The following is a 20,147-nucleotide window of genomic DNA, read 5'->3' as shown; positions in this document are numbered from 1 at the left end:
CGCTAAAAGGCAGAACACTCTTAAGCTTAAAAGAGTCAATCGCCTATTCTATGTTAGTTGATAGTATTTAATACTCTCGTTGGTCTTTTCCTTACATAAAAATTTAATAAACTTCTGAATTAGTAAGTTTGAGATAGGTTTTGCTGATTTCGCAATATCGACAACTTGCCTATTCCTTCCGGAACATAGCAATATAGCATAAATCAGGCGAATCATTGAATCGATCCACCGGACTTGATTGAGAATTGAGGAAAGAAAGAAACCTCACTTCCGACGCCCTAGGTGCGTCGGAAGCCGAAGAAGATCTATTTTCAATTGTACTCATATCGCTTTCACCTTTTTCAAATTCAATTTTCGCTTTTGATTACGCTTCAACTTAACATCTCAAAACATTAAATTTGCACCAGTTTCCGATTTTTTATCTCCAGAGGTCAATAATTTTTAAGTTATTCACCTTTTTCCAGTTAACACTCACCTCGTGTATTTATTATACATTTTGCATATACAATAATCTTAATTATTACAATCAAATGGAAGAATGATAATAAATACATTTCGATACTTCCTTTTCTGTCTTCCGAAAAGGCGTATTTTTTAATGCAACAAATATCCAATAACATATTAAACGAATGTATTTCGGATAACGTTTGTTATATGAATATAGTAATAACAACTCCGCCGAAGCCTATCCGATCCTTTTTATTGAACGAATCTGTCATTCTCTACTTTCCTTTGGGCGATCGCTATTTTCGCGATGAAAGTAAATAAATTTTGAGATACGATCAACCGAACCGAAATTGCTTTCTTCCATTTCCGAAATCTCTACTTGAATTCCATAGTTGGATTGAATTCGGAGAACCAAATTCACCATCGATAGGGAATCCAAATAGCCATCACGAATCAATTTCGTCTCAGTGCTAATTTCCACTTCCCTTCCCGTAGAATTTTTAACCACCTCACAAACCAAGGAGGTTACCTCTTGGCGGAGGTCGATTGAGGCTAGTTCACTCATAGCTGCACCTCTAAACGTATTTTGCTCAAGTCCGGTTTCCCGGACTGGGTTCGCGGTAATTGCTCGAAAACAATAAATTTCTGTGGAACTTTATATGCCGAAAGCTCCGATCTGCAGTGCCTATCTAGCTCAGCGGCTGGAGGAAGTTTTTTTCCCGGCATAGGCTCCAGACATGCGACTATTTTTTCTCCAGAGGAAGAGTTCTGAACTCCGAAAACAACCGCCTCCTGAACTTCAGAAATCGATTTGAGCATTAGTTCAATTTCCATCGCACTAATTCGATATCCGTTTGATTTAATGAAATTATTCTTCCTTCCACTAAGGTACAGGCAGCCGGAAGCATCCAAAAATCCGATATCCCCTGTGTGTAAAAAACCGTCTGTATCGACTAACCGTGAATATATGCCATTCTCAGAAAGTTGTCCTATTCCGACGCCAGAACTCTTAACAACGATTTCGCCGGGATTATCTTTAGATTTACTGAATTCCGGATGAAACTCTACGTTTGGTATTAGTTTTCCAACAGTGCCAAAATCATAGTGGTCACCTTTCGTAATCCTGCAGAGTGTTAGCGCCCCTATTGACTCGCTCAGTCCGTATCTAGAATAAATCTCGGATTCTGGAAATAACGAATGAAGAGCCGATACAAGATCTGGACTTAGAGCAGCCGTACCCACGGTGAATGATTCAATCAAAGATTGAATGGAAGAGTTAAATGCCTTTAGGTCCAGCATTAGCTTTAAATAATTCGGGCTAGATAGAATCACTTTGCATGAGTATTTTTGCATCCGAGATACATGCTCCCCGGGCAAGAACCGATTCGCCACATGAATCGGCGAACCACTCCAAAGATGTTCCAACACGACGGCTCCGCCCATTGCATGAAACTGAGGAAGAGAACTAAAGGCGTGTTTACCGCTGAATTTAGAAAGATGAATAGAATTATTTTCTAAATTAGAAATTAAATTTTCGTTAGATAGCAAAATTCCCTTTGGTTTCCCCGTAGAACCGGAGGTAAACTGAATCATCCTAGTTTCTTTGGGCAAATCTCCGGAACCTTTTCGAGAAACCCGATTTGCCGGCTTATCTTCAATATAATAAATCCTGCGGTCCGAAGTGATTCCGGATTTCTTTTCCAGAGATAGGATGCAGACGGATTCAGGCAAAGTGTTAACGATTGCCTGCTGATCGAGCAAGGACCTTACGACTACAAAGTCAGGACGAAGTACTTCAAGATATGCTAATGCTTCTCTTTCACTACTCTTCTCCGGAATCGGGATGGCTACTCCATCAGGAAGGGACCAGATTGCAAGTTGTACCGCGGTAAAATCTGGACCTCCGGGAAGTGCAATCCAAACAACCGGTTGCTCTAAATCTCTAAAAAACTCAGAAATCTTTTCGGCTTCTTTTTGGAGTCCTGAAAAACTTAATACTTGGGCTTCATTTGATATTGCAACCGTGTCACCTAGAAGACGAGCTACCTCACAGAAACTATTCCACATCGGAATACCCTCCCTCTCTCCCAGGAACACATTGCCCAACTAGCACGTCTTCTACCTTCCCGGGTTTTCGGATCCAATAAGCATTGTCTCCATCGACCAAAACTTCACCCGGAGTTGGGTGACTTAGAAAAAGTATATTACTGAAAGTTAATCCATAGGCCCCGGAACCCAGAATACCGATTAACTCACCATTTTTGGTTTCTGGAAAATCAATGCTGGATGCAAACTCGTCCGCAGGAGTACAAAGTGGTCCGCCGATAGCGACCTTTCTTGTGGGATTTCTTTCTAATCCGTTGCAAGATACAATCGGATAAGTTCGTTTGATTACAGACCCCAGTCCAACTCCGACGGCATGATGATGCATTCCGCCATCAGTAATAATATGAATTTTTTCCTGTGATTTCTTCGTATAAAGAATTTTAGTTAAATAGACTCCGGCATTCGCGATTAGATAGCGTCCTAATTCTACGAAATATTTCCGATTTCGATTCCGGGCTGATTCGATCATTTCCCTAAGTCCTTTTCCGAGAGAGATCAGGTCCAACTCAGGATCTCCTTCAAACAAAGAAACACCAAACCCGCCCCCAAAATTCAAACTCCGAATAGGAGCAATCGATTCCAGTTCTGAAGCTAACTTTAATAAGGCATTTGCGTTTTCCAGCCAGGGTTTGTAATCGAAGCACTGAGTTCCAGGATAGACATGTAAACCACTAAAATCACAAATGCCCTCGGATACGATTTGCTCCATCAGTTCCGGTACTCGTTCCGAATCCACTCCGAATTTCTTGGATCCTCCTCCCATGTGCATCCGCGATCCACTAAGACCAGTAGCCGGGTTCAATCGAATCGAAACTCTAGGTTTATAATTCTGTAATTTAGATAAAAATTTTACTAGATCATATTCCTCTTCTGACTCCAGATTCAAAATCGAAACACCATGATGAAACGAAGTCAGAATATCTTGTTCGCTTTTTCCGGGGCCCGAGAACTGAATCTGGTCTCCAGTAAATCCAGCAAACTTTGCGACCAATATTTCTCCAGCGGAAGCGACTTCGCAACCGGTGCCAGACTTTCTAAATATCTGAGCGATTCCTGCATTCGGATTCGCTTTTAAGGCATATAATATTTCAATGTTAGAGCCCAATGCGGATCTAACTTCGCTTAAGTTGTTTCGGGCCGCCTCCGCATTGTATGCGTAAATGGGAGTGCCAAATTTCGAAGCTAAATCTTCGGCCAGAATCGAACCGATCCTTAGCCCAGGCGAATGATTGGAGCCGATGCAATCTAACATCTTCTTCGTAATAAAAGAGTCGGTTTTCTCAGATATCATTTCGCATATCCCTCATTGTTAACCGATTTACTGACCAACAAGTCCAGAAAGATGTCCATTCTGAGACTTACTCTTTTTTGATCTACGACTCATCGCAAGTAACGATAGCAATTCAAAACAAATCACCGAGGCAGCCATACTCGTAACTCCGGCCGGATCGTAGGGTGGAGAAACTTCCACACAGTCAAAACTGCAATAATTTAGATTTAGAGGTGCAAGGGCTCTGAGCAAACGAATTGCCTCGTAACTACTAGGTCCTCCTACTTCAGGGGTTCCTGTACCAGGGGCATAAGCCGGATCTATAAAGTCTATATCGAAGGAAAGCATCACTGGCCTGTCCTTTACTTTCTCCTTAACCAATTCGGCAAGTTGCTCCAGCGGTATTTGGTGCAATTGATCCCAGGGAACTACAGTGTAACCTAATGATTCCGCGGCCCCGACATCATCTGGGTGTACAGATCCTCTCATGCCGATCTGGACAGATTCGGAAGCGTTTACCAGACCTTCTTCCACCGCCCTTCTAAATACTGTTCCGTGAAAATGTTTTACTCCATAATAATTATCTAATACATCCCCGTGAGCATCGATATGAATCAGCGATACAGGTCCTTTGATTTTTGCCAATGCTCGCAGTTCAGCAATCGACAAAGAATGATCTCCTCCGAGAATCAGGGGCACTACATTCGCTGCATAAATTGGCTCTAGATATTCTTGCACCCTTTTCAAAGTTTCTTCGTGATAACCGGGTACGACAGGCGCGTCTCCATAGTCCACCATGGACAGTTCCTCTGGAATACTCACACCCAACGCAGGATTATAATCTCGTAATAAAATCGAAGCACTACGTATTGCCTCTGGTCCAAACCTCGCTCCGGATCTGAACGAAACGGCTGAATCTGTAGGAATTCCTACGACAGCTACGTCTACGTCCTCTAAAGTATTCAGAATGGGCAAACGCATAAAAGAACGGACACCAGTAAATCTTGGAGACTTCATAGAGTTCATCGGTATATAATGTTTTTTTGAATTTTCTGACATTATAAACTCTCCCTGTCTCCTTATGCGCTCGGAACCTTTTCCTGGACCAGCATTGCTTCTACAATGCTTTCAGCTTCCTGCATCCGCCTGTAATTGTGAAAGTACCGAATTTGAACGGCCTGAGGAGCTCCCAGATAAAATTGCTCATACAGAATTTGCCTACCTCCAAAAGTCCCTATCGCGAGATCGCTAGCAAGTTTTAGTATCTGTATATGCAAATTCGGATCGTTATTATACGCAGAAAAATATTGGAGAACGTCTCCGATCGAGTCCGCCATTAAGTCCTTTTCACTCGGATGCATGACCAAACCGCTAGCACCGATAAGCCGAAGGATTTCGATGGAACGCATATAATATTGCGAAGCTACCGTACTCGAAGCACCTAACTGTGAAGATGCGGGAACAAAATTTCCAAATTGGTCCGGTTCTGATTCAGCTTCTGCGGACACCAACAAAGAGCGAAGCACTTCAGCTCCAGCAGCCATTTCTCCCAACAATTGCTGAACGCTTGGCTGCTTTTCGCGGCCACTCAATCGAGCGACCAAACTGGCAACCCCTAACAAGAACTCCGCTTTTACAGCGACCCTAGCGCAAGTTTGATGAGAAACGTAAGACACCATTCCAGTATCTATTCTCAGCTCGTTCGCTAATCTAATATCTCCGTCGATGAAAACTCTATTATGTGGTACTAATACGTCGTTAAATATGCAAAGTGCGTCCATCTCATCAAATCTCTCTGCCAGAGGATGATCGAATTCGCTTCCGCCAGACGCGATACTAGAGCGACACATTAACTTTAATCCCGGAGTATTGATTGGAATTGCGAAGGCAAGCGCTTGCTCTGGCTCTGAGGAACCGATTGGCCTAAAAGGATAAATGATCAGTTCGTCCGAAAGAGGAGAAAGAGTCGCGAGCATCTTGATTCCCCGGACTATAATGCCCTCCGATGTTTCGCCGACCTTACGTAAAATCTGAGATTGCTCTCGAGTTACATCTAAAAACCGATCGGGAGGAGGATCACTGATCGCGTGAGAATGGACAATATTTCTTTCTCGAGAAAAATCATAATAATCAGAAACATTTTCCGCATAACGTGCATTATGTTTTCCAAATGCGTTACAAGCAGCTTTCCAGCTTGCGAGCAGAGCGGCTAAAAAATCCGGAGTCCTAGCCATTAAACCACCGGTACTTTTTGCGATTGATCGAAAAAGCATTCCTCTTCGAATTAATTCTTCTTTGGATTTAGGAATAACATATGCACCCGGATATTCGTTTCCTAATCGATCAGCAAACCGCATTTCAGTTTTGTTGGGATCCAAATGCAAATCGACTAAAGAAGCAATCGTATTTGCTCCTCCACGTAGCGCGGGATGATTAGGCACGTCGGTCACCAAGGTTCCATCGCAAACGACCATCCGGCCGTCAGTCAGGTCCTCTAAATAATCAGAACCGGTCCTTGTGATGCTCATAGAAATTCCTTTTCAGAAATGATTTCTAGAGAGCTGTATCTAACGTGCTTATCGAACACTACATCCGTCCTACTATATAACTATAGCTTTTTATTAAATTGCAATTTCTTCAAATAACATCAATTAGGTGCAATAAATTTATTTATCCTATTTCAGATTTATTTATTTCATCCCTCCTTAGTTGCTTATATTATCGAAAAAGTGAATCATATGCGACGAGGACCATTGCGGATCCTCCATCGGAAAAAAGTGCGATCCGTCGTCGTGTTTAAACGACTTGGAAAGCCGATTGAATTTTAAAAGTTTTCTACAAGCCGCAGGAGGAGTGACATCCGATTTGCTCGCGGATAAAATGAGCATCGGATTCTTTACTTTTCTGTAACTTTCCCAGTGTCCGGGCTTAAGACTTCTAAATATCTTTGCTTCCAGGTCGGGAGATAGGCAAAGCTCGAATTGTCCATCTTCCCTTTTTCTAAATGCCGTCTTGAGATATAAGTCAAAGCTATCCTCATTCCAGCGCTTGTAACCAGACATCATTCTAAAGCTTCTTTTCACAATCTCCAGATTCTTAAAAACAGATCTCCTCTTATCAGCCAACCTCGCTAAGGGGTTCGGATAGAAATGTAAGAACTGCGAAAGAAAAGGCGTTAGAACAGTGGGATCCAATACGGCCAATTTTTTCAACCGACCGCCGGAATCTCCAGAGGCAGCCATCAATAGTGACGCCCCTCCAATTGAATGGCCTGCTCCTAACGCAGAGGGAAAACTCAAATGATCCAAGAATGCAAGAATCTGATCTCTAAAAAAATACCAGTCACGAAATTCATATGTTGAATCCGAATTACCGTGACCCATAAAATCGAGAGCGTACACCGGATATCCGGCTTCAGTCAGATTCTGGAACAATGGAAAGTAGGTCATTGCGGTATAGCCGTTCGCATGAAAAAAGAGAACTGGGTCCTTTTTCGCTTTCCGCTTTGCCGAAATCTCATAATACGCGAGATTAATATCTCGGAACTTAAAGAAGCTCGGCCGTATTTTAGATTTTCCTGAAATAGTACTCATGCGAACTAGCTTTATATGCAAACCTCTTTAGCCTTTGACTAGAGCGTCGGCAAGCTCCCTTGTTGCTGATTCAACAGTGCCCTGGTCTTGCAATTTACTCGCTACCCGGTTCGCACATTCCTTCGCCGCCTGAAAGCAACCTTCAATTGCAGCCCCTCGGATATAATCCCCAGTCAAATCCAGCCCTTCGACTTTTTCCAGTTGTGACGCGAGACTCTTGCTGAAGTTTTCGTAATTCTGCGCATAGGCACAAAGCCCGAGCTTCATTATTTTTCCCGTATATGCTATCCGAGGATTTTCCGAGATTGGGATAAACTCGGAAAGAGTAGATTCCCCGAGGTTCACGAGGTCCTCTATTTTAGGATTTTTTGACAATAATTCACGGGCAACCGCGCCACTGAAAGTGTACCGAACAATGTGTCGGTCGTTAACTCCATAGACTCCAGCATTACTCAAAGCTTTTGTTTCAGGGAATACGAGCGCCCTTACTTCTTTTGTAAAAACAGGCTTCTCATATTCAGCGACTACTACTGCCACCGGGAAGTAGCGAACCTGACCCAGTGTGATTTCCAACTCAGGAAAGTGCGGAGAGACCAGCTCCATAGAAACAGAAGCAGGGGTCGAAAGTATTACATAGTCATAATAAAGATCTTGGCTCTTTTTATTCTCCTCTACCTTAACTCCGACCACCTTTTTCTTATGAAGGAGGATTGACTTTACTTTGCAATTGGATCGAACCGGAACTCCACTTTCGAATTGTTCAAATAAGGGTCCTAGTCCATTGGTCAGCTGCTCGTAAGTATCGAAAGTAATACTAAGATTGCTTCCAAAATTTCCGATAAATGCTTCACTAGGTTCGGCTCCGTTCATCCGAACTGTAACCGGCCGAATGAATTGCTGGCAAAGTTCTTTGCTAAATATCGAAGAAAGCTTTCCGTTCGGATATTTCTTCTGCAAATCGTTAAAAAAATTTCCGCCTAGGTATCCTTCCTTTGAACGATTTGATTTTACTGCACGCATCATCGGGATCAATCTGATCAGATCTTTTAACGAACACGATTTGAGGAACTGCCACATACCTTTATAACGTTTTTTCTCGTCAAAGGTTATGATCTTTCCATTTCGAACTCTCGATGAATTTAATCCGAAATATTCGAATGGATTGTCTCCCATCGACTGAGTAAATTCCCTAAACAAGGAATATTTTCGTCCGATGTTTTTCCCGCCTAACGCGATATTCCTTCCTCTCAAATTCGCGGTGGCCATACGACCACCGATTTGGGATTCGCTTTCAAGAACTTCTACTTGAAAGCCTCTTTGTTGAAGATAATAGGCAGTGGCAATTCCAGATATACCACCGCCGATAACGGCTATTGATTTCTGATTCATAATTTATTTTCTCTATCGAGTTCACTTAACAATCTGCGGTCTCAGCTCTACCGGAATCTTATGCTCAATCGATTTATGAAATTCCGGAAGTTCTGACCAATGTAGGCCTTGCTTGATATGGTGAGCCAAGTGGTAACCGTTGTTAAAGATTATGAAGTTGATCAAACGACTGGTATTTGTCATTGAAGCCTCATAATCATCCTTTGAATGCAAATCAACATGGTTATCGTAGGTAAAGTTAATAAACAATAACCAAGAAAAGAGCATAGGCAAAAGGTAAACGATCAGCGCATTGATCGGGTTATAGTAGACCAACGCACCGATAACGATCGTTGCAAAAAGCTGCTGCCAATAAAATTGCTTTAACAGCACTTTATGCGACTTTCCGATTTGAATCACGCGATAGGTATAGGTTACAAAATACCAGAAGATGTACTCGAACCTATTCATAGTAGAACCGTCAGAACGAACCCAAGTAGAAGTATCCTTCTTTGGATCCGTATAAAACGGATGGTGACCGAAATTATGATGAAGCCTAAACTTACTAGCCATTTGGCCTGACTCTAAGTACATCCATATCTCGAATATTTTATTCAAGAGTTTGACCCTGAATATAGAGTAATGGGCGTGATTGTGGCTGACTGGCCCTACCATTGCTAGAGGAAAATACAAGGCCAAAGCAGAGTAGATCGCGGATTCAACAGTATCGCAAAATAGATATGCGATAAATTGTAATGTTCCTACGGTAAATACCAGAAACAGTGGGCGTAAATCCGCCCTATGACGTACGATTCCGAATTGTTTTTGTGAAGCACTCATTTTCAAATATCCTTTTACGCATTTACGCCTGGTTCCAGCTTAGCGAAAGAACGCTCTAGCTTTTCCATTACGTTTTTACCCACGACCATCAAGATGCCTGACATCTTTGCGACGAGTTGCGAATTTTGGTTAAAGGTTCCATGGAGATTGAAGCTCACGAATTGATCTTTTCGATAAACGACATCCTTTGCTTCTAACTCAATTTGAAGAGGCTGCCAGATATTTGCAAATTTAAAGAAATCAACACTCAATTGATTCATTACGAATTCGCTTCCGTAAGATACACCGAAATACTTGTGAGCTACTGCTAAGCCGGACTGACGCCCCGCTTCTATAATGTACAATCCCGGAACATGGTTTCTAGGATGCTCAAAAAAGAAATTGTGGTTAATATTCACCCGAATGGTCGCAAGAAATCTTTCCACGCCCTCTACTTCAGGCAAACGCTCGACTCCAGCAAGGAGTACATTTTCATCATAATATTTATGAACCAGACGACGATCGAATGCATCTAGCTCAGGATCATCTTTAACTGAATCTTCTATATCCGAATAATTCTTATTCTCCGTGATTGACATTGTTGTTCCATCCTTTTCATTTAATCCGTTACGCTCGTTTCATTCACCCAATAACGTTTTCTTTTTGACTTGGGCGCCATTATTAACTTAAGTTAATTTTTTGGTCAATTATTTTTTTAATTCCGAACCTCATTTCCGCCTAACCACTGTATATTTATTGTTTGTACATATTATAATATTTCGAATTTGTAATGATTAACGGGTGTTTGTCGAAAGAAGAATCAATTCTTTGTTATTATACCAATCCGTTAACCAAAGAACTTTCGATTCTTTTTTATTATGATAGTTATCCGAAAATAATTTTCCCTAGATTGGTTATCATAGAAATTGAACTGATCGCAGATTATTCGAACAATGATCAGATAACACTTCTATTCTGGTTTTAATTTCGGTTTAAAGGCAGAGTAAAAACTTCCGATCTTTCAAAAGAGCAGCAGAACAAAAATTACTTGACTAAACAAGTAATTTACTTGTCCAATCAAGTAATAAAAGGAGTCTACTATGAATTTGTTTCTCTACCAGATCACTCTTGGTATTTCCGGGATTTATGCAGGTGCTTGCTTATCTATCGCTTGTGTAGATCTTCCCTATGTCCGAACAATTGGGCCGGAAACAGAGGCCGTGCGCATTTTCGGAGAATTACTGACAAGAATGGGAAAAATAATGCTCCCTCAACTGGGGATTCTACTGCTTGGGATCTCATATTTTTCCATGATTCACTTTCGAAAAGCGTCTGGTTCAGTCTTCCTAGCGTATCTACCGCTTTTTTTATTTTCCGCAATCGCAATCATTACAATTACGGTCCATATTCCAATCAATCAGGCTGTGATTTCCAATTCTGTTTCGCCTGGTTCCTGGGAAAATTTGGTTTCGAGATGGTATATTTGGCATTGGGTCAGAAGTATTATTGCATTTGGATTGGTAATTTCGCTCTTTTCGAGTCATTTCCTAACCAATAAGTAAGGGTTTTTGGCGCTTTGGTCGTTCAGTTTTCCAGTTAGAGAATCATGGAGGGAAAACTGGGCACTCCTTTATAAACTCAGGCATCTGGTTTTATAAAATAGGTCGAGGCTTCGTCATTTTTCCGATTAAATCTGCCTCAGTTTTTTGAGGAGGAAAAATGCGACTCTACGAAGGCAATCGACTAACAGAAATTAGGGGTTCTAAATTCATAGAAAGTGAGACCGATCCGGTCGATTTTGATAAGATCGATTCACAAAAGCTGGATAACGATTTATTAGGTTTGTACGAAGAACTGAAAAACCTAACTCTCGCCTGGTCTAGCGGACAAGTAATAGAAGAAGCTCACGTAAAGAGCCTTAAAGAAAAAGCGGCCAAAATCAATCACAGGAGATACTTCTGCAGAATTCCGGCTTACAGGAAAGTCTGCGAAAGAGCCGGAATTGCAGCCGACGAGATTACCCTAGAGCAAATCAAATCCGAGCTCATGATTCCGGATGAAATTTTCAAATCCTACCCGAGTAGGCTGTTGGATTCCAAGGATTTCATCGGAATGACTGAATGGATCTCTAATATTTCAACTTTCGAATTAGGATCCGAAAGGAACTCCTACGATTCAATCTCCGATATAGACGAATGGTTGGAAAAGTTATCTCAAGCAGGGATCGTTCTCGTTTTTAGCTCAGGAACTTCCGGGAACATGTCCTTTGTCCCCAGGGATCTTACAACCTGGGAAATCTTTCTCAGCTTACCTCTGTTAAACGTGTTGCATACCCTAAGAGACAGAAAACTGATTCCAAAATGGAAGTATATTCTACTCTTAGCTATAGCAAAAATACTCGGGGCTGATTCTTTCTCAAAAGCGTTACGGAAATTTGCATTTCGCGGGAAACACGGATTTTTCTTAAACTTTTCCGGAGGAAACCAGGGAATTCAGCTCGTAGGGCAAGAAATTGCAAAACTATGCGACGAGGCGTACTTTCTATATGAAAAGAAAATGTCCCCATCGGCAGTTCGGAGCATTATCAGAGGCCCTAAAGACGAATCCGAAAAAAAATTGGTGGCTGAATTTCTAAGGACGACCGTCACCGAAAAAAATCTCAACTACGATCGTATTCTGCAGTTCCTAAAAAGGTCGATTCAAATCGGAAAAGGAATTTCACTCTTTGGAACTCCTTACCTTCTATTAGAATTTTGCAATATATTGGAAAGCAAGGGAGAATCCTTAAAGCTTACTTCTGACAGCATGATTACCTATGGGGGAGGATGGAAGAATTTTGACGGAGAAAGAATACCTCGCGAGAAGCTTGTCGGGCTTCTGACAAAAACATTTGGAGTTCCTTCCAACAAAATTACCGAAGGCTACTCGATGACAGAGATGCAATGCGTAATGTCACTCTGCACACAAGGTCATTATCATGTTCCTCCATATTTAGAACCGGTGATACTCGATCCAGATCTGAATCCGATGGAAGGAAGCGATTTATGCGGCACATTCGGAGTTATCGATCCGTTCGCATTTTCTTATCCAGGATTTTTAATCACGGGCGACAATGTTAGACTGATCGATGGTAACTGCACTTGCGGATTGACAGGTAAATTTATCTCAGAAATAGAAAGGAGTCCTGGAAAAGAAGTGAAAGGCTGCGGCGGAATCATGGCAAAGGTGAACGCTTAAATTATTAATTATATAAGGAAATAAGTATGAACAACGCAATTTCTTCAAACTCAACAAACAAAACATCCGAATACTGCAAGCAAAACCAATTAATGGAATTAAATGAAAATATAATACGAATTCCTAGTCTGGTCAAAGGAAGGCTACTACTCCCGAATTCGATTTCTAAGAATGAAATCGAGGAAGCGTTCGCAAGAAAGGATTCCTTCCGTGGAGTATCCGATTTCGACGCAACCTATGTCAAGGTCGGAGAAACTCATGTATTAAAGGAAGCCATTATCGATCGCCAAAACATGGAAAAAACCGGAAAATATGTCTATTCTCTTATCGGATCTTTTGATCCTGCGGATTTAATCGAATCCGATATACAATCGTTAGTTGATGGGATCTACTCCTTATCTTTTCGGGATATCCTAGATTATTTTTCGGCGTTGCAAGCCTGGTTTATCGAAAACGAAGAATTCGTGGATACAATTCGTAGAACTACTTTATTGACTTCTGAACTACCGGATATTTGGCATAACACTTCATTTTCTCTAATTCACTCATTGCTAGATCACCACCAAATCGAGCTGAACGTAAATTCGGATCTTTCCGCTTGGTCCATTCCAGGAAGTTCGTTCCTGGACGATTGGCAAGATTTACCGGAAGCAGAACCTTTTCCTGAAACAGCGAATCTTTTTGCATCTGAGTACTGCGGAGATAACGATTCTGCATGGAGTCCTAGTACACCTAAACTGAAGGCAATGCCGACACGCCAACTTCATATCACCGCAGGGAATTCTCCTCATATTCCGTTTTTCTCCGCGGTCCGAGCGATCATGACCAAGTCGCCTGCAGTGATCAAATCTCCTTATGGAGCAACTACCCCGGGAGCTCTACTAAGCCTTGCTGCCTTCTTTGCCTGTCCGGATCATCCCATTACAAAATCTTTATCTATTGTGTACTGGCCTGGCGGAGACAAAACCGTAGAGGATCGCTTCTTTGCGCCCAACTCCTTTGACAGAATTGTGGTCTGGGGAGCCCCTGACTCTGTTCTTTCTGTGAAAAGTCGGGCTTTATTCACGAAAGTCCTGACCTTTAACCCTAGATACGCGGTAAGCTTCGTTGGAAAAGATTCTTTGGAAGGAACAACTACCGGAGAACTAAATTCTATTGTCGTGAAACTACTGGGAGACGCTCTAATCGCAAATCAAAAGGCATGCATCGCTAGCCAGATCATCTACACGGACGGCAGCGACGCCCAGGTGGAACGACTAGCAAAAGGACTACATGAGGCATTGAAAGAATTCGATCGCAATTCTCCGAACTACCTAAAGCAAGGCATGGCAGGAGATATCAAGAGGTTAAAAAGAGTAATTAACGGAGATTGGAAAGAGAATTACAAATCTGGAAAGTTTCAATCAGCCGTGGTAGTCATGGAAGACGAATTCAAAATCTCTCAGCATCCTATGTGCAGACTATTCGTAATCAGAAAACTAAAAAATCCGAAAGATATTTTAACTTATTTGCACCACGGAGTCTCAACTGTCAGCATTTCTCCGGAGTCACTACTTCCCGAACTTCGTGATTCCATAGCAGCTAGGGGCGTAAGCAATGTGGTTCCTCTTGGACAAAGTGGACGTGCCTATGCAGGCATGAGCCACGATGGAATGATGGTATTGTCTGAGTTAGTGGATTGGAAGAATGGATAAGAAGGAACCTTGCCTCACAATCCCCATATCTGGTGCGTTACAAAATAAGATCATCGAATTGCATGCAGCAGTTCAAAAGGAGGATTCATCCTATGGAAAAAATCAGTTAAGCGAAGTATTCCTTTTGGCTTCCGATGAATTATTGAATCGGTTTATCTCTGACTTGGCGATCCCTTTTTACAAAAGAGAGTCGATTGCGGAAAAAGCAGGCTCAAGAAGAGAGGACGTACTCGAACATCTTAATCATTCTCGCAAACTGATTAAGATTTTTCTAAATTCGTTCGTTTCAAATTTGCCTAGGCAAAGAGTAGCTCCTACGGTTAGCTACTTCTATTCCTTGATCAAAAGTAACTTACAAAAGGATGAATCCGCTGAAACTCATTCTCCAGCTTTTCTACTGCAAATCAAGGATGAACTATATGAGAAATGCGTTAACTTTGCGCTTTTAGAGGAAACATTGGCCCAGCTTTCTGACGAGGAGGTTTCTCTCCTGTTTCAGAAGACCTTGGAGCAGATCCTACAGATATTATTAGAAAAGCCGCGAGAATTGCTCAAGTTTAACCCGGCTTTAGATGTCGCCGCAAAAGCGGGGTTAAAGGGAGTAAATAAATCCATTAGAGAAGCTCTAAAGATTGCGATAGAACTGCATCTGAACGACTCTAGGCAAACCCTTGCAGATCATTTAGGGCAATTCTTCATGTATAATGAGTTACCGATTCCGTAGAAGAATTGACACGGATTCTGTATTCGGTTGCCTTCTCATTCATGCTTCTCGTATTTTCGGTGTTAGCTCTTTTCTCGGGTGGCTTATGTTTTCTTTTGGCCCTTGGGCAATTAGTGCAAAAATCAGTTTTGGCAAAGAATATCTACACTGCCTTGACTCTCGTCGGAATAGGATTCGTGCAAGTACTCTCCGCTCTAATCGTCGGGGTTCTTCCGATTTCCGCTCCTGCAATTCCACACCTTCACATTCCGGTTATTTTCCTGTTCGGACCTTTTATTTATTATTTCTATCAGTACTCTTTATATCCTGAGTATAGCCCGAAAAAGGCACTTCATTTTGCGAGCTATCTACCTGCAGCGCTATCCCTGCTATTTATCCTATCTCCTTATTACAAGGATTCCGAACTAAATTACGAATCCGTAAAACAGAACTTCTTGCAGCTTTCTACCGGAACACATAGCTTTTTAGTTCAATTGGCATCTTCGATTAACCTAATATATTATGCGAAAATGTCCTACGATTCTAGATTTTTATGGGGAAAGTCTGTCTTTGTTTCCGACCCTGTTTCTCGATATTTTGCTTTCTTTCAATTGGGTGCAATCCTGATTCCGAGCATTACTCTTCTTTCCTTTTTATTCGCAAAATTGAGTCTACTGTACGTAGCTTCCTCATTGATCGGCTGTGTAATCTTGCTCTCTTACTTAGTGAGTCAAAGATACCCTGAATTCTTTATTACGCTCCAGAAAAAAGGTGCAGAGCATAAGTATAGAAAATCCATGCTGAACAAAATCGATTTGGATCAGATAGAGAATAAATTGAATGCCTTAATGTTAAAAAGCAGAGTTTTTACGGATGAAAAACTAAGCTTGTCCGAATTATCCAAACAGCTACAAATTACATCTCATCAGTTATCGGAGTTTCTGAATGCAAGATTGGGCCAAAACTTTGCTTCGTTTTTGAATCATTACAGAATCGAGGAAGCCAAAAAGCTGCTACTAGAAGAACCAGATAAATCTATATTAGAAATTTCTTTAGATGTAGGATATGGAAATAAATCCACATTCAACGCAGTCTTTAGAAAGAATACTGGACAAAACCCCCAGGAATTTCGTAAAAATAAGAAAGGCGGGGTTTCGTAAATTTTACGTCCTTTTAAAGTTACAATTACAGGATCGAATTACTGAAATCAGATACCTATTCCGATGATGTTCACTATCCTAGCAAACCTGATCCTAATCCTTCATTTATGTTTCGTGCTTTTCGTAATTTTTGGAGCGATCCTAAGTTTCAGATTTAAATGGATGCCTTGGATCCATATCCCGGCTGCGATCTGGGGCTTTCTTGTAGAGATGACAGGATGGATTTGCCCTCTGACTCCTTTAGAATGGAAATTCAGAATGTTAGCAGGGCAAAGTGGTTATAGCGGTGGCTTTTTAGAATATTATATTATTTCTATATTATATCCAGAAGGATTAACTCGCGAGATCTCATACTTTTTGGGAGCTGGAGTTCTTTTATGGAATTTACTGATTTATTATCTTGTTTGGAAGAAGAAGCAATCTTAGTTAGACTGCGCCTGAACCGCCAAACTACCTAAACTGGTTCCGAGAGGAAGGACGCTTGTATCGCTGCTCTGACTCACAGCGTGGTAGACTTGGTAGGTATGTAGTCCCTGGGCAAAAGTTTCAACTGCAATGCTTACAATGAATTGTGAATAAGGTGGAGCCACATTTACTGTCATTGATGTGCTAAAACTTTCCCCCTGATACGGCCCTATCTGACAGATGCTCGGATCTGAACTTGCGATGGTTACAGAAAAAGTGAGATTCTTGCTTGTCCAAGTGGATGGTATAGTTTTCGAATCAATCATCACCGTATAATCGGCATAACCATAAGTGAATTCACTTCCAAAATAAGAAAAAGATAATGGATTGGGAGTAAATGTGATTGTAGGTAAGTCAACATTCACGGCAGGATTAGAAGAACCTAGGAGCGCAACGATCAGTGCATTCGCAGATCCAGGATCGCTCTTTGCTTTTTCCACTAGTTCCTTTTCCGAAAGCAAGAGCATGACGCAATTGCCGTAAAAGAGTAAAGCGATCAAAGGTAAGAGTATCTTGGTCGATATGGATCGAGCTCCATGCTTTTTAAGAAAAAATTTATTAGACAATCCGTTCATTTTATTATTTCCTAATTTCGCTTAATGCACATTGTATAATGTAGAAGACGTATCTACCAGTCCAATCCTACACCTTTTTGTGTATAGAAAAGGATTTTTTCGACTTTTTTTCGTCGCGATAATTCTCCTAAATCCAACCAAAAGAACACGATTTAGGCTGACTTCTTGTCGTAAACCCTATCTACCTTTTCCTTGTCCTTTGCCCTTTGAGTCCTTGGTCTCTTTAGTATCCTTCACATCCTTCACTTCTTTCGGCTCGCTCGTCTCTTTCACCCGGATGATCTTGGTCGCGAAGATTACCTTATAAATATCTTTCTTTAAGAGTGAGGATTCTTTCTTTTGCTCTCCTTCATCCCATTCAATTTGAATTGTATCTACATCCTGTCCAACCACCCGAGCCTCTTGTACCCTTCCGGTTCTAAATACAATCGTACTATAGTTTTTGCCGGCATGCTCGGCGGGACTTACTTTCTCTAGGTATTTCTTGAGAGATTCTTCCAGTTCTCTTTCAACTTTTGCATAAAGCTCTTGCTTTGCTTTCTCCTTTTCGGTCTCGAAGAATGCATCATATTGGTCTTTATGAACAAATCTGGTACCGGTGTCACATTCGGACACCTTGACCGCCTGAACCGAAATGGAAGTCACTACACCCATCAAAAGGCTTCCGACCGATTCCTTCCAAGTCGCATAGCTTTCAAAATAATAGACCTTGCCTTCGTGCTTGGGCAGTTCCGGTTCGTATTTAGATATTTTCCATAGGCCGTAAAAGGCATACCATCGCCTGAAATTGGCGAATTCGGTGCAATGAGAACTTCCTGACTCTATACCGAGCCTGTCCGGAGGAGAAAATTCTATCCGCTTATCGATATTGCATGAATCAATGAGAGCGATAAATAAAAGGAGAAAAATTAAGCGATTTAGAATATTAAAATAACTTTTTTCGTTTAGCATTATCTGTTCAAAGTCGCAGGAATTCGTTTGGAATAGCAAGCCGTTTTCTATGCTTTAGGCTTTCAAAAATACACCAAAACATTCTAGAAATAAGGTGTGAATCCTACGTTCTGCACAGACTTCCCAGCCAAGATAGGCCATTCTTTCCTGAACTGAAAATTCGATGACCAATTAAATGACTATCTTCCTAGGATCGGTCCAAATTCATGGTATAAAAGCACCCCTGAGCGCTTTTCACCTAATACTTTGAAGCACAAAACTACTTTCGAACAACTTGATCTTTCCTCGGAACTATTGGACGCGATCCAAGAACTGGGGTTTCAAGAACCATCCCCCATTCAAGCCGAAGCGATTCCGTATATTTTAAGCGGCGCAGATATTATCGGCCATTCTAGAACCGGAACCGGCAAGACTGCTGCTTTTGCAATACCAACCTTAGAGGCGATTGATTCGGATAGCGACGAATTGCAGGCACTGGTATTATGCCCAACTAGAGAATTAGTAGTTCAAGTAGCTGAAGAATTTCGTAAATTAGGAAAATATAAAGAAAATTTATCCATCCTCCCAATTTACGGAGGCGAGGACATAGTAAAACAGCTCAAAGCATTAAAGAAAAACCCTAAAATCGTAGTGGGTACTCCCGGCAGGATCATGGATCATATGCGAAGAAAAACGCTGGTCCTAAGTTCAGTTCAAATCGTCATTTTGGATGAAGCAGACGAAATGCTTGATATGGGTTTTCGAGAGGATATGGAAACCATCTTGGGCAGCACACCTTTAGATCGTCAGACAATTCTTTTTTCCGCGACTCTTTCCCAAAGAATCTTAGCGCTGACCAAAAAATTTCAGCACTCTCCGAAGACGGTCGATGTAACAAATCTAAAAACCAACGCGCCGAAAATACAGCAATTCTACTTCGAAGTCCCGGAATCTGCAAGACCTGAAGCAATCGTAAGATTACTCTCGATGTATTCTCCTAAACTATCATTAGTTTTTTGTAATACAAAATCTCAAGTCGATTCACTTGCCGAAATTTTAAAATCCAGAGGAATCCATTCGGACGGACTTCACGGAGATCTTTCACAGAAACAAAGAGATCGGGTCATGAGCGGTTTTAGAAATGGATCTATATCTGTGTTGGTCGCAACGGATGTAGCCGGACGCGGAATCGATGTAAATGACGTAGAGGCCGTCTTCAATTATGACCTTCCAAGAGATACGGATGATTACGTACACAGAATCGGAAGGACCGGAAGAGCTGGTCGCAAAGGAATGGCTTTCAGCTTTATTTGGGGAAGACAGGCAAGAGTAGTTTACAAAATCGAAGATGAACATTCGCTTAAAATGGAAAGGGGAACTATTCCTTCTGTAAAGCATCTGGAAAAAATGAAGCTAGAAGAATACGGTCATCTTGCGGAAGAAGTGGCAAAAGAAGGCGACTTGACCGAATATTCTCTTCTCGTCAAAAAAATCACTTCTGAAGGAATTCCTTCGGAGAATCTAGCAGCGGCTCTTTTGAAACTGGTAATGTCTAGTCGGACCGAAGCTTTTGATGAAAGCATTTCATTTGATCAAGAGAAAAGGAAATCCAATTTCCAAGAAGATCATGGCAAAAAGAAAGATCGAGACAACGGTAAAGTAGATTCTAAAAATAAATCCAAGGGCAAATTTGGGAACTCAAATCGTCCAGGAAAAAGACCAGGGCCCAAGAATACAAAAAGTAACTGGAAAAAGAAAAACAAAAGTAAGAAATTCTAAT

18 protein-coding genes are annotated in these 20,147 nt (G+C 41.4%); 7 read left to right on the top strand and 11 right to left on the bottom strand.

The window, feature by feature from the left end; all coding sequences use genetic code 11:
• Positions 1 to 715: 715 nt before the first annotated feature.
• The 9 genes from CH373_RS05255 to CH373_RS05215 form a co-directional block, all read right to left on the bottom strand.
• On the bottom strand, positions 716 to 1,012 hold the full coding sequence (locus CH373_RS05255) for an acyl carrier protein (protein WP_100713051.1): 297 nt from the start codon (positions 1,010 to 1,012) through the stop codon (positions 716 to 718).
• On the bottom strand, positions 1,009 to 2,514 hold the full coding sequence (locus tag CH373_RS05250; protein WP_100713050.1) for a class I adenylate-forming enzyme family protein: 1,506 nt from the start codon (positions 2,512 to 2,514) through the stop codon (positions 1,009 to 1,011). Before CH373_RS05250 ends, CH373_RS05255 begins: the two co-directional genes overlap by 4 nt.
• Positions 2,504 to 3,844, bottom strand: coding sequence for a type III PLP-dependent enzyme domain-containing protein (locus CH373_RS05245; RefSeq protein ID WP_100713049.1), 1,341 nt, complete (start codon positions 3,842 to 3,844; stop codon positions 2,504 to 2,506). The genes CH373_RS05250 and CH373_RS05245 overlap by 11 nt, the downstream gene beginning before the upstream one ends.
• A 27-nt stretch (positions 3,845 to 3,871) precedes the next feature.
• Positions 3,872 to 4,882: an agmatinase gene (gene speB / locus CH373_RS05240; protein WP_100713048.1), complete on the bottom strand. Its 1,011-nt coding sequence runs from the start codon at positions 4,880 to 4,882 to the stop codon at positions 3,872 to 3,874.
• A gap of 20 nt (positions 4,883 to 4,902) precedes the next feature.
• On the bottom strand, positions 4,903 to 6,351 hold the full coding sequence (locus CH373_RS05235) for a 4-hydroxyphenylacetate 3-hydroxylase family protein (RefSeq protein ID WP_100713047.1): 1,449 nt from the start codon (positions 6,349 to 6,351) through the stop codon (positions 4,903 to 4,905).
• Between the two features lie 177 nt (positions 6,352 to 6,528).
• Positions 6,529 to 7,416: an alpha/beta fold hydrolase gene (locus CH373_RS05230; protein WP_100713046.1), complete on the bottom strand. Its 888-nt coding sequence runs from the start codon at positions 7,414 to 7,416 to the stop codon at positions 6,529 to 6,531.
• Positions 7,417 to 7,443: 27 nt separating this feature from the next.
• Positions 7,444 to 8,805 carry a protoporphyrinogen/coproporphyrinogen oxidase gene (locus tag CH373_RS05225; protein ID WP_100713045.1) on the bottom strand — a complete coding sequence of 454 codons (1,362 nt, stop codon included), beginning with the start codon at positions 8,803 to 8,805 and terminating at the stop codon, positions 7,444 to 7,446.
• Positions 8,806 to 8,826: 21 nt separating this feature from the next.
• Positions 8,827 to 9,624 (bottom strand): fatty acid desaturase family protein, encoded by a 798-nt coding sequence (locus tag CH373_RS05220; protein ID WP_100713044.1) that lies wholly within the window; start codon positions 9,622 to 9,624, stop codon positions 8,827 to 8,829.
• 14 nt (positions 9,625 to 9,638) lie between these two features.
• Positions 9,639 to 10,202 (bottom strand): AfsA-related hotdog domain-containing protein, encoded by a 564-nt coding sequence (locus CH373_RS05215; RefSeq protein ID WP_100713043.1) that lies wholly within the window; start codon positions 10,200 to 10,202, stop codon positions 9,639 to 9,641.
• A 501-nt stretch (positions 10,203 to 10,703) separates the two neighbouring features.
• On the opposite strand from CH373_RS05215, the gene CH373_RS05205 reads away from it, so the two are divergent.
• The 6 genes from CH373_RS05205 (at position 10,704) to CH373_RS05180 (ending at position 16,823) form a co-directional block, all read left to right on the top strand.
• Positions 10,704 to 11,165 (top strand): anthrone oxygenase family protein, encoded by a 462-nt coding sequence (locus CH373_RS05205; RefSeq protein ID WP_100713041.1) that lies wholly within the window; start codon positions 10,704 to 10,706, stop codon positions 11,163 to 11,165.
• Positions 11,166 to 11,322: 157 nt separating this feature from the next.
• Complete coding sequence (locus tag CH373_RS05200; protein WP_100713040.1) at positions 11,323 to 12,840, top strand: LuxE/PaaK family acyltransferase; 1,518 nt, start codon at positions 11,323 to 11,325, stop codon at positions 12,838 to 12,840.
• Positions 12,841 to 12,866: 26 nt separating this feature from the next.
• Positions 12,867 to 14,534, top strand: coding sequence for an acyl-CoA reductase (locus CH373_RS05195; protein WP_100713039.1), 1,668 nt, complete (start codon positions 12,867 to 12,869; stop codon positions 14,532 to 14,534).
• Complete coding sequence (locus tag CH373_RS05190) at positions 14,527 to 15,258, top strand: hypothetical protein (RefSeq protein WP_100713038.1); 732 nt, start codon at positions 14,527 to 14,529, stop codon at positions 15,256 to 15,258. The genes CH373_RS05195 and CH373_RS05190 overlap by 8 nt, the downstream gene beginning before the upstream one ends.
• Before the next feature lie 41 nt (positions 15,259 to 15,299).
• Complete coding sequence (locus CH373_RS05185) at positions 15,300 to 16,397, top strand: AraC family transcriptional regulator (protein ID WP_100713037.1); 1,098 nt, start codon at positions 15,300 to 15,302, stop codon at positions 16,395 to 16,397.
• A gap of 63 nt (positions 16,398 to 16,460) precedes the next feature.
• The gene (locus CH373_RS05180; protein ID WP_207761445.1) at positions 16,461 to 16,823 is read left to right on the top strand and encodes a DUF2784 domain-containing protein; all 363 of its coding nucleotides are present in this window, start codon (positions 16,461 to 16,463) and stop codon (positions 16,821 to 16,823) included.
• Here the strand turns inward: CH373_RS05180 and CH373_RS05175 are convergent.
• Positions 16,820 to 17,437, bottom strand: coding sequence for a hypothetical protein (locus CH373_RS05175; protein ID WP_100713035.1), 618 nt, complete (start codon positions 17,435 to 17,437; stop codon positions 16,820 to 16,822). The two genes, CH373_RS05180 and CH373_RS05175, sit on opposite strands and share 4 nt — an antisense overlap.
• A 177-nt stretch (positions 17,438 to 17,614) precedes the next feature.
• Positions 17,615 to 18,388: an LIC_13076 family protein gene (locus tag CH373_RS05170; RefSeq protein WP_243393266.1), complete on the bottom strand. Its 774-nt coding sequence runs from the start codon at positions 18,386 to 18,388 to the stop codon at positions 17,615 to 17,617.
• Between the two features lie 246 nt (positions 18,389 to 18,634).
• Here CH373_RS05170 and CH373_RS05165 point away from each other — a divergent pair, with 246 nt between their 5' ends.
• The gene (locus tag CH373_RS05165; RefSeq protein ID WP_100713034.1) at positions 18,635 to 20,146 is read left to right on the top strand and encodes a DEAD/DEAH box helicase; all 1,512 of its coding nucleotides are present in this window, start codon (positions 18,635 to 18,637) and stop codon (positions 20,144 to 20,146) included.
• Position 20,147 lies beyond the last annotated feature (1 nt).

This window comes from Leptospira perolatii (assembly GCF_002811875.1).
Classification (GTDB): domain Bacteria; phylum Spirochaetota; class Leptospiria; order Leptospirales; family Leptospiraceae; genus Leptospira_B; species Leptospira_B perolatii.
Note: the sequence above shows the minus strand (reverse complement) of the source record. Positions and strands in the feature narration are given on the sequence as shown.

What these genes read in the sequence shown, in the direction of transcription:
- speB (WP_100713048.1), bottom strand. Translation starts at nt 4,882, where the DNA reads ATGTCAGAAAATTCAAAAAAACATTATATACCGATGAACTCTATGAAG.
- CH373_RS05190 (WP_100713038.1), top strand. Translation starts at nt 14,527, where the DNA reads ATGGATAAGAAGGAACCTTGCCTCACAATCCCCATATCTGGTGCGTTA.
- CH373_RS05170 (WP_243393266.1), bottom strand. Translation starts at nt 18,388, where the DNA reads ATGCTAAACGAAAAAAGTTATTTTAATATTCTAAATCGCTTAATTTTT.
- CH373_RS05185 (WP_100713037.1), top strand. Translation starts at nt 15,300, where the DNA reads ATGCTTCTCGTATTTTCGGTGTTAGCTCTTTTCTCGGGTGGCTTATGT.
- CH373_RS05230 (WP_100713046.1), bottom strand. Translation starts at nt 7,416, where the DNA reads ATGAGTACTATTTCAGGAAAATCTAAAATACGGCCGAGCTTCTTTAAG.
- CH373_RS05175 (WP_100713035.1), bottom strand. Translation starts at nt 17,437, where the DNA reads ATGAACGGATTGTCTAATAAATTTTTTCTTAAAAAGCATGGAGCTCGA.
- CH373_RS05215 (WP_100713043.1), bottom strand. Translation starts at nt 10,202, where the DNA reads ATGTCAATCACGGAGAATAAGAATTATTCGGATATAGAAGATTCAGTT.
- CH373_RS05250 (WP_100713050.1), bottom strand. Translation starts at nt 2,514, where the DNA reads ATGTGGAATAGTTTCTGTGAGGTAGCTCGTCTTCTAGGTGACACGGTT.
- CH373_RS05235 (WP_100713047.1), bottom strand. Translation starts at nt 6,351, where the DNA reads ATGAGCATCACAAGGACCGGTTCTGATTATTTAGAGGACCTGACTGAC.
- CH373_RS05245 (WP_100713049.1), bottom strand. Translation starts at nt 3,844, where the DNA reads ATGATATCTGAGAAAACCGACTCTTTTATTACGAAGAAGATGTTAGAT.
- CH373_RS05205 (WP_100713041.1), top strand. Translation starts at nt 10,704, where the DNA reads ATGAATTTGTTTCTCTACCAGATCACTCTTGGTATTTCCGGGATTTAT.
- CH373_RS05180 (WP_207761445.1), top strand. Translation starts at nt 16,461, where the DNA reads ATGATGTTCACTATCCTAGCAAACCTGATCCTAATCCTTCATTTATGT.
- CH373_RS05225 (WP_100713045.1), bottom strand. Translation starts at nt 8,805, where the DNA reads ATGAATCAGAAATCAATAGCCGTTATCGGCGGTGGTATATCTGGAATT.
- CH373_RS05255 (WP_100713051.1), bottom strand. Translation starts at nt 1,012, where the DNA reads ATGAGTGAACTAGCCTCAATCGACCTCCGCCAAGAGGTAACCTCCTTG.
- CH373_RS05220 (WP_100713044.1), bottom strand. Translation starts at nt 9,624, where the DNA reads ATGAGTGCTTCACAAAAACAATTCGGAATCGTACGTCATAGGGCGGAT.
- CH373_RS05195 (WP_100713039.1), top strand. Translation starts at nt 12,867, where the DNA reads ATGAACAACGCAATTTCTTCAAACTCAACAAACAAAACATCCGAATAC.
- CH373_RS05200 (WP_100713040.1), top strand. Translation starts at nt 11,323, where the DNA reads ATGCGACTCTACGAAGGCAATCGACTAACAGAAATTAGGGGTTCTAAA.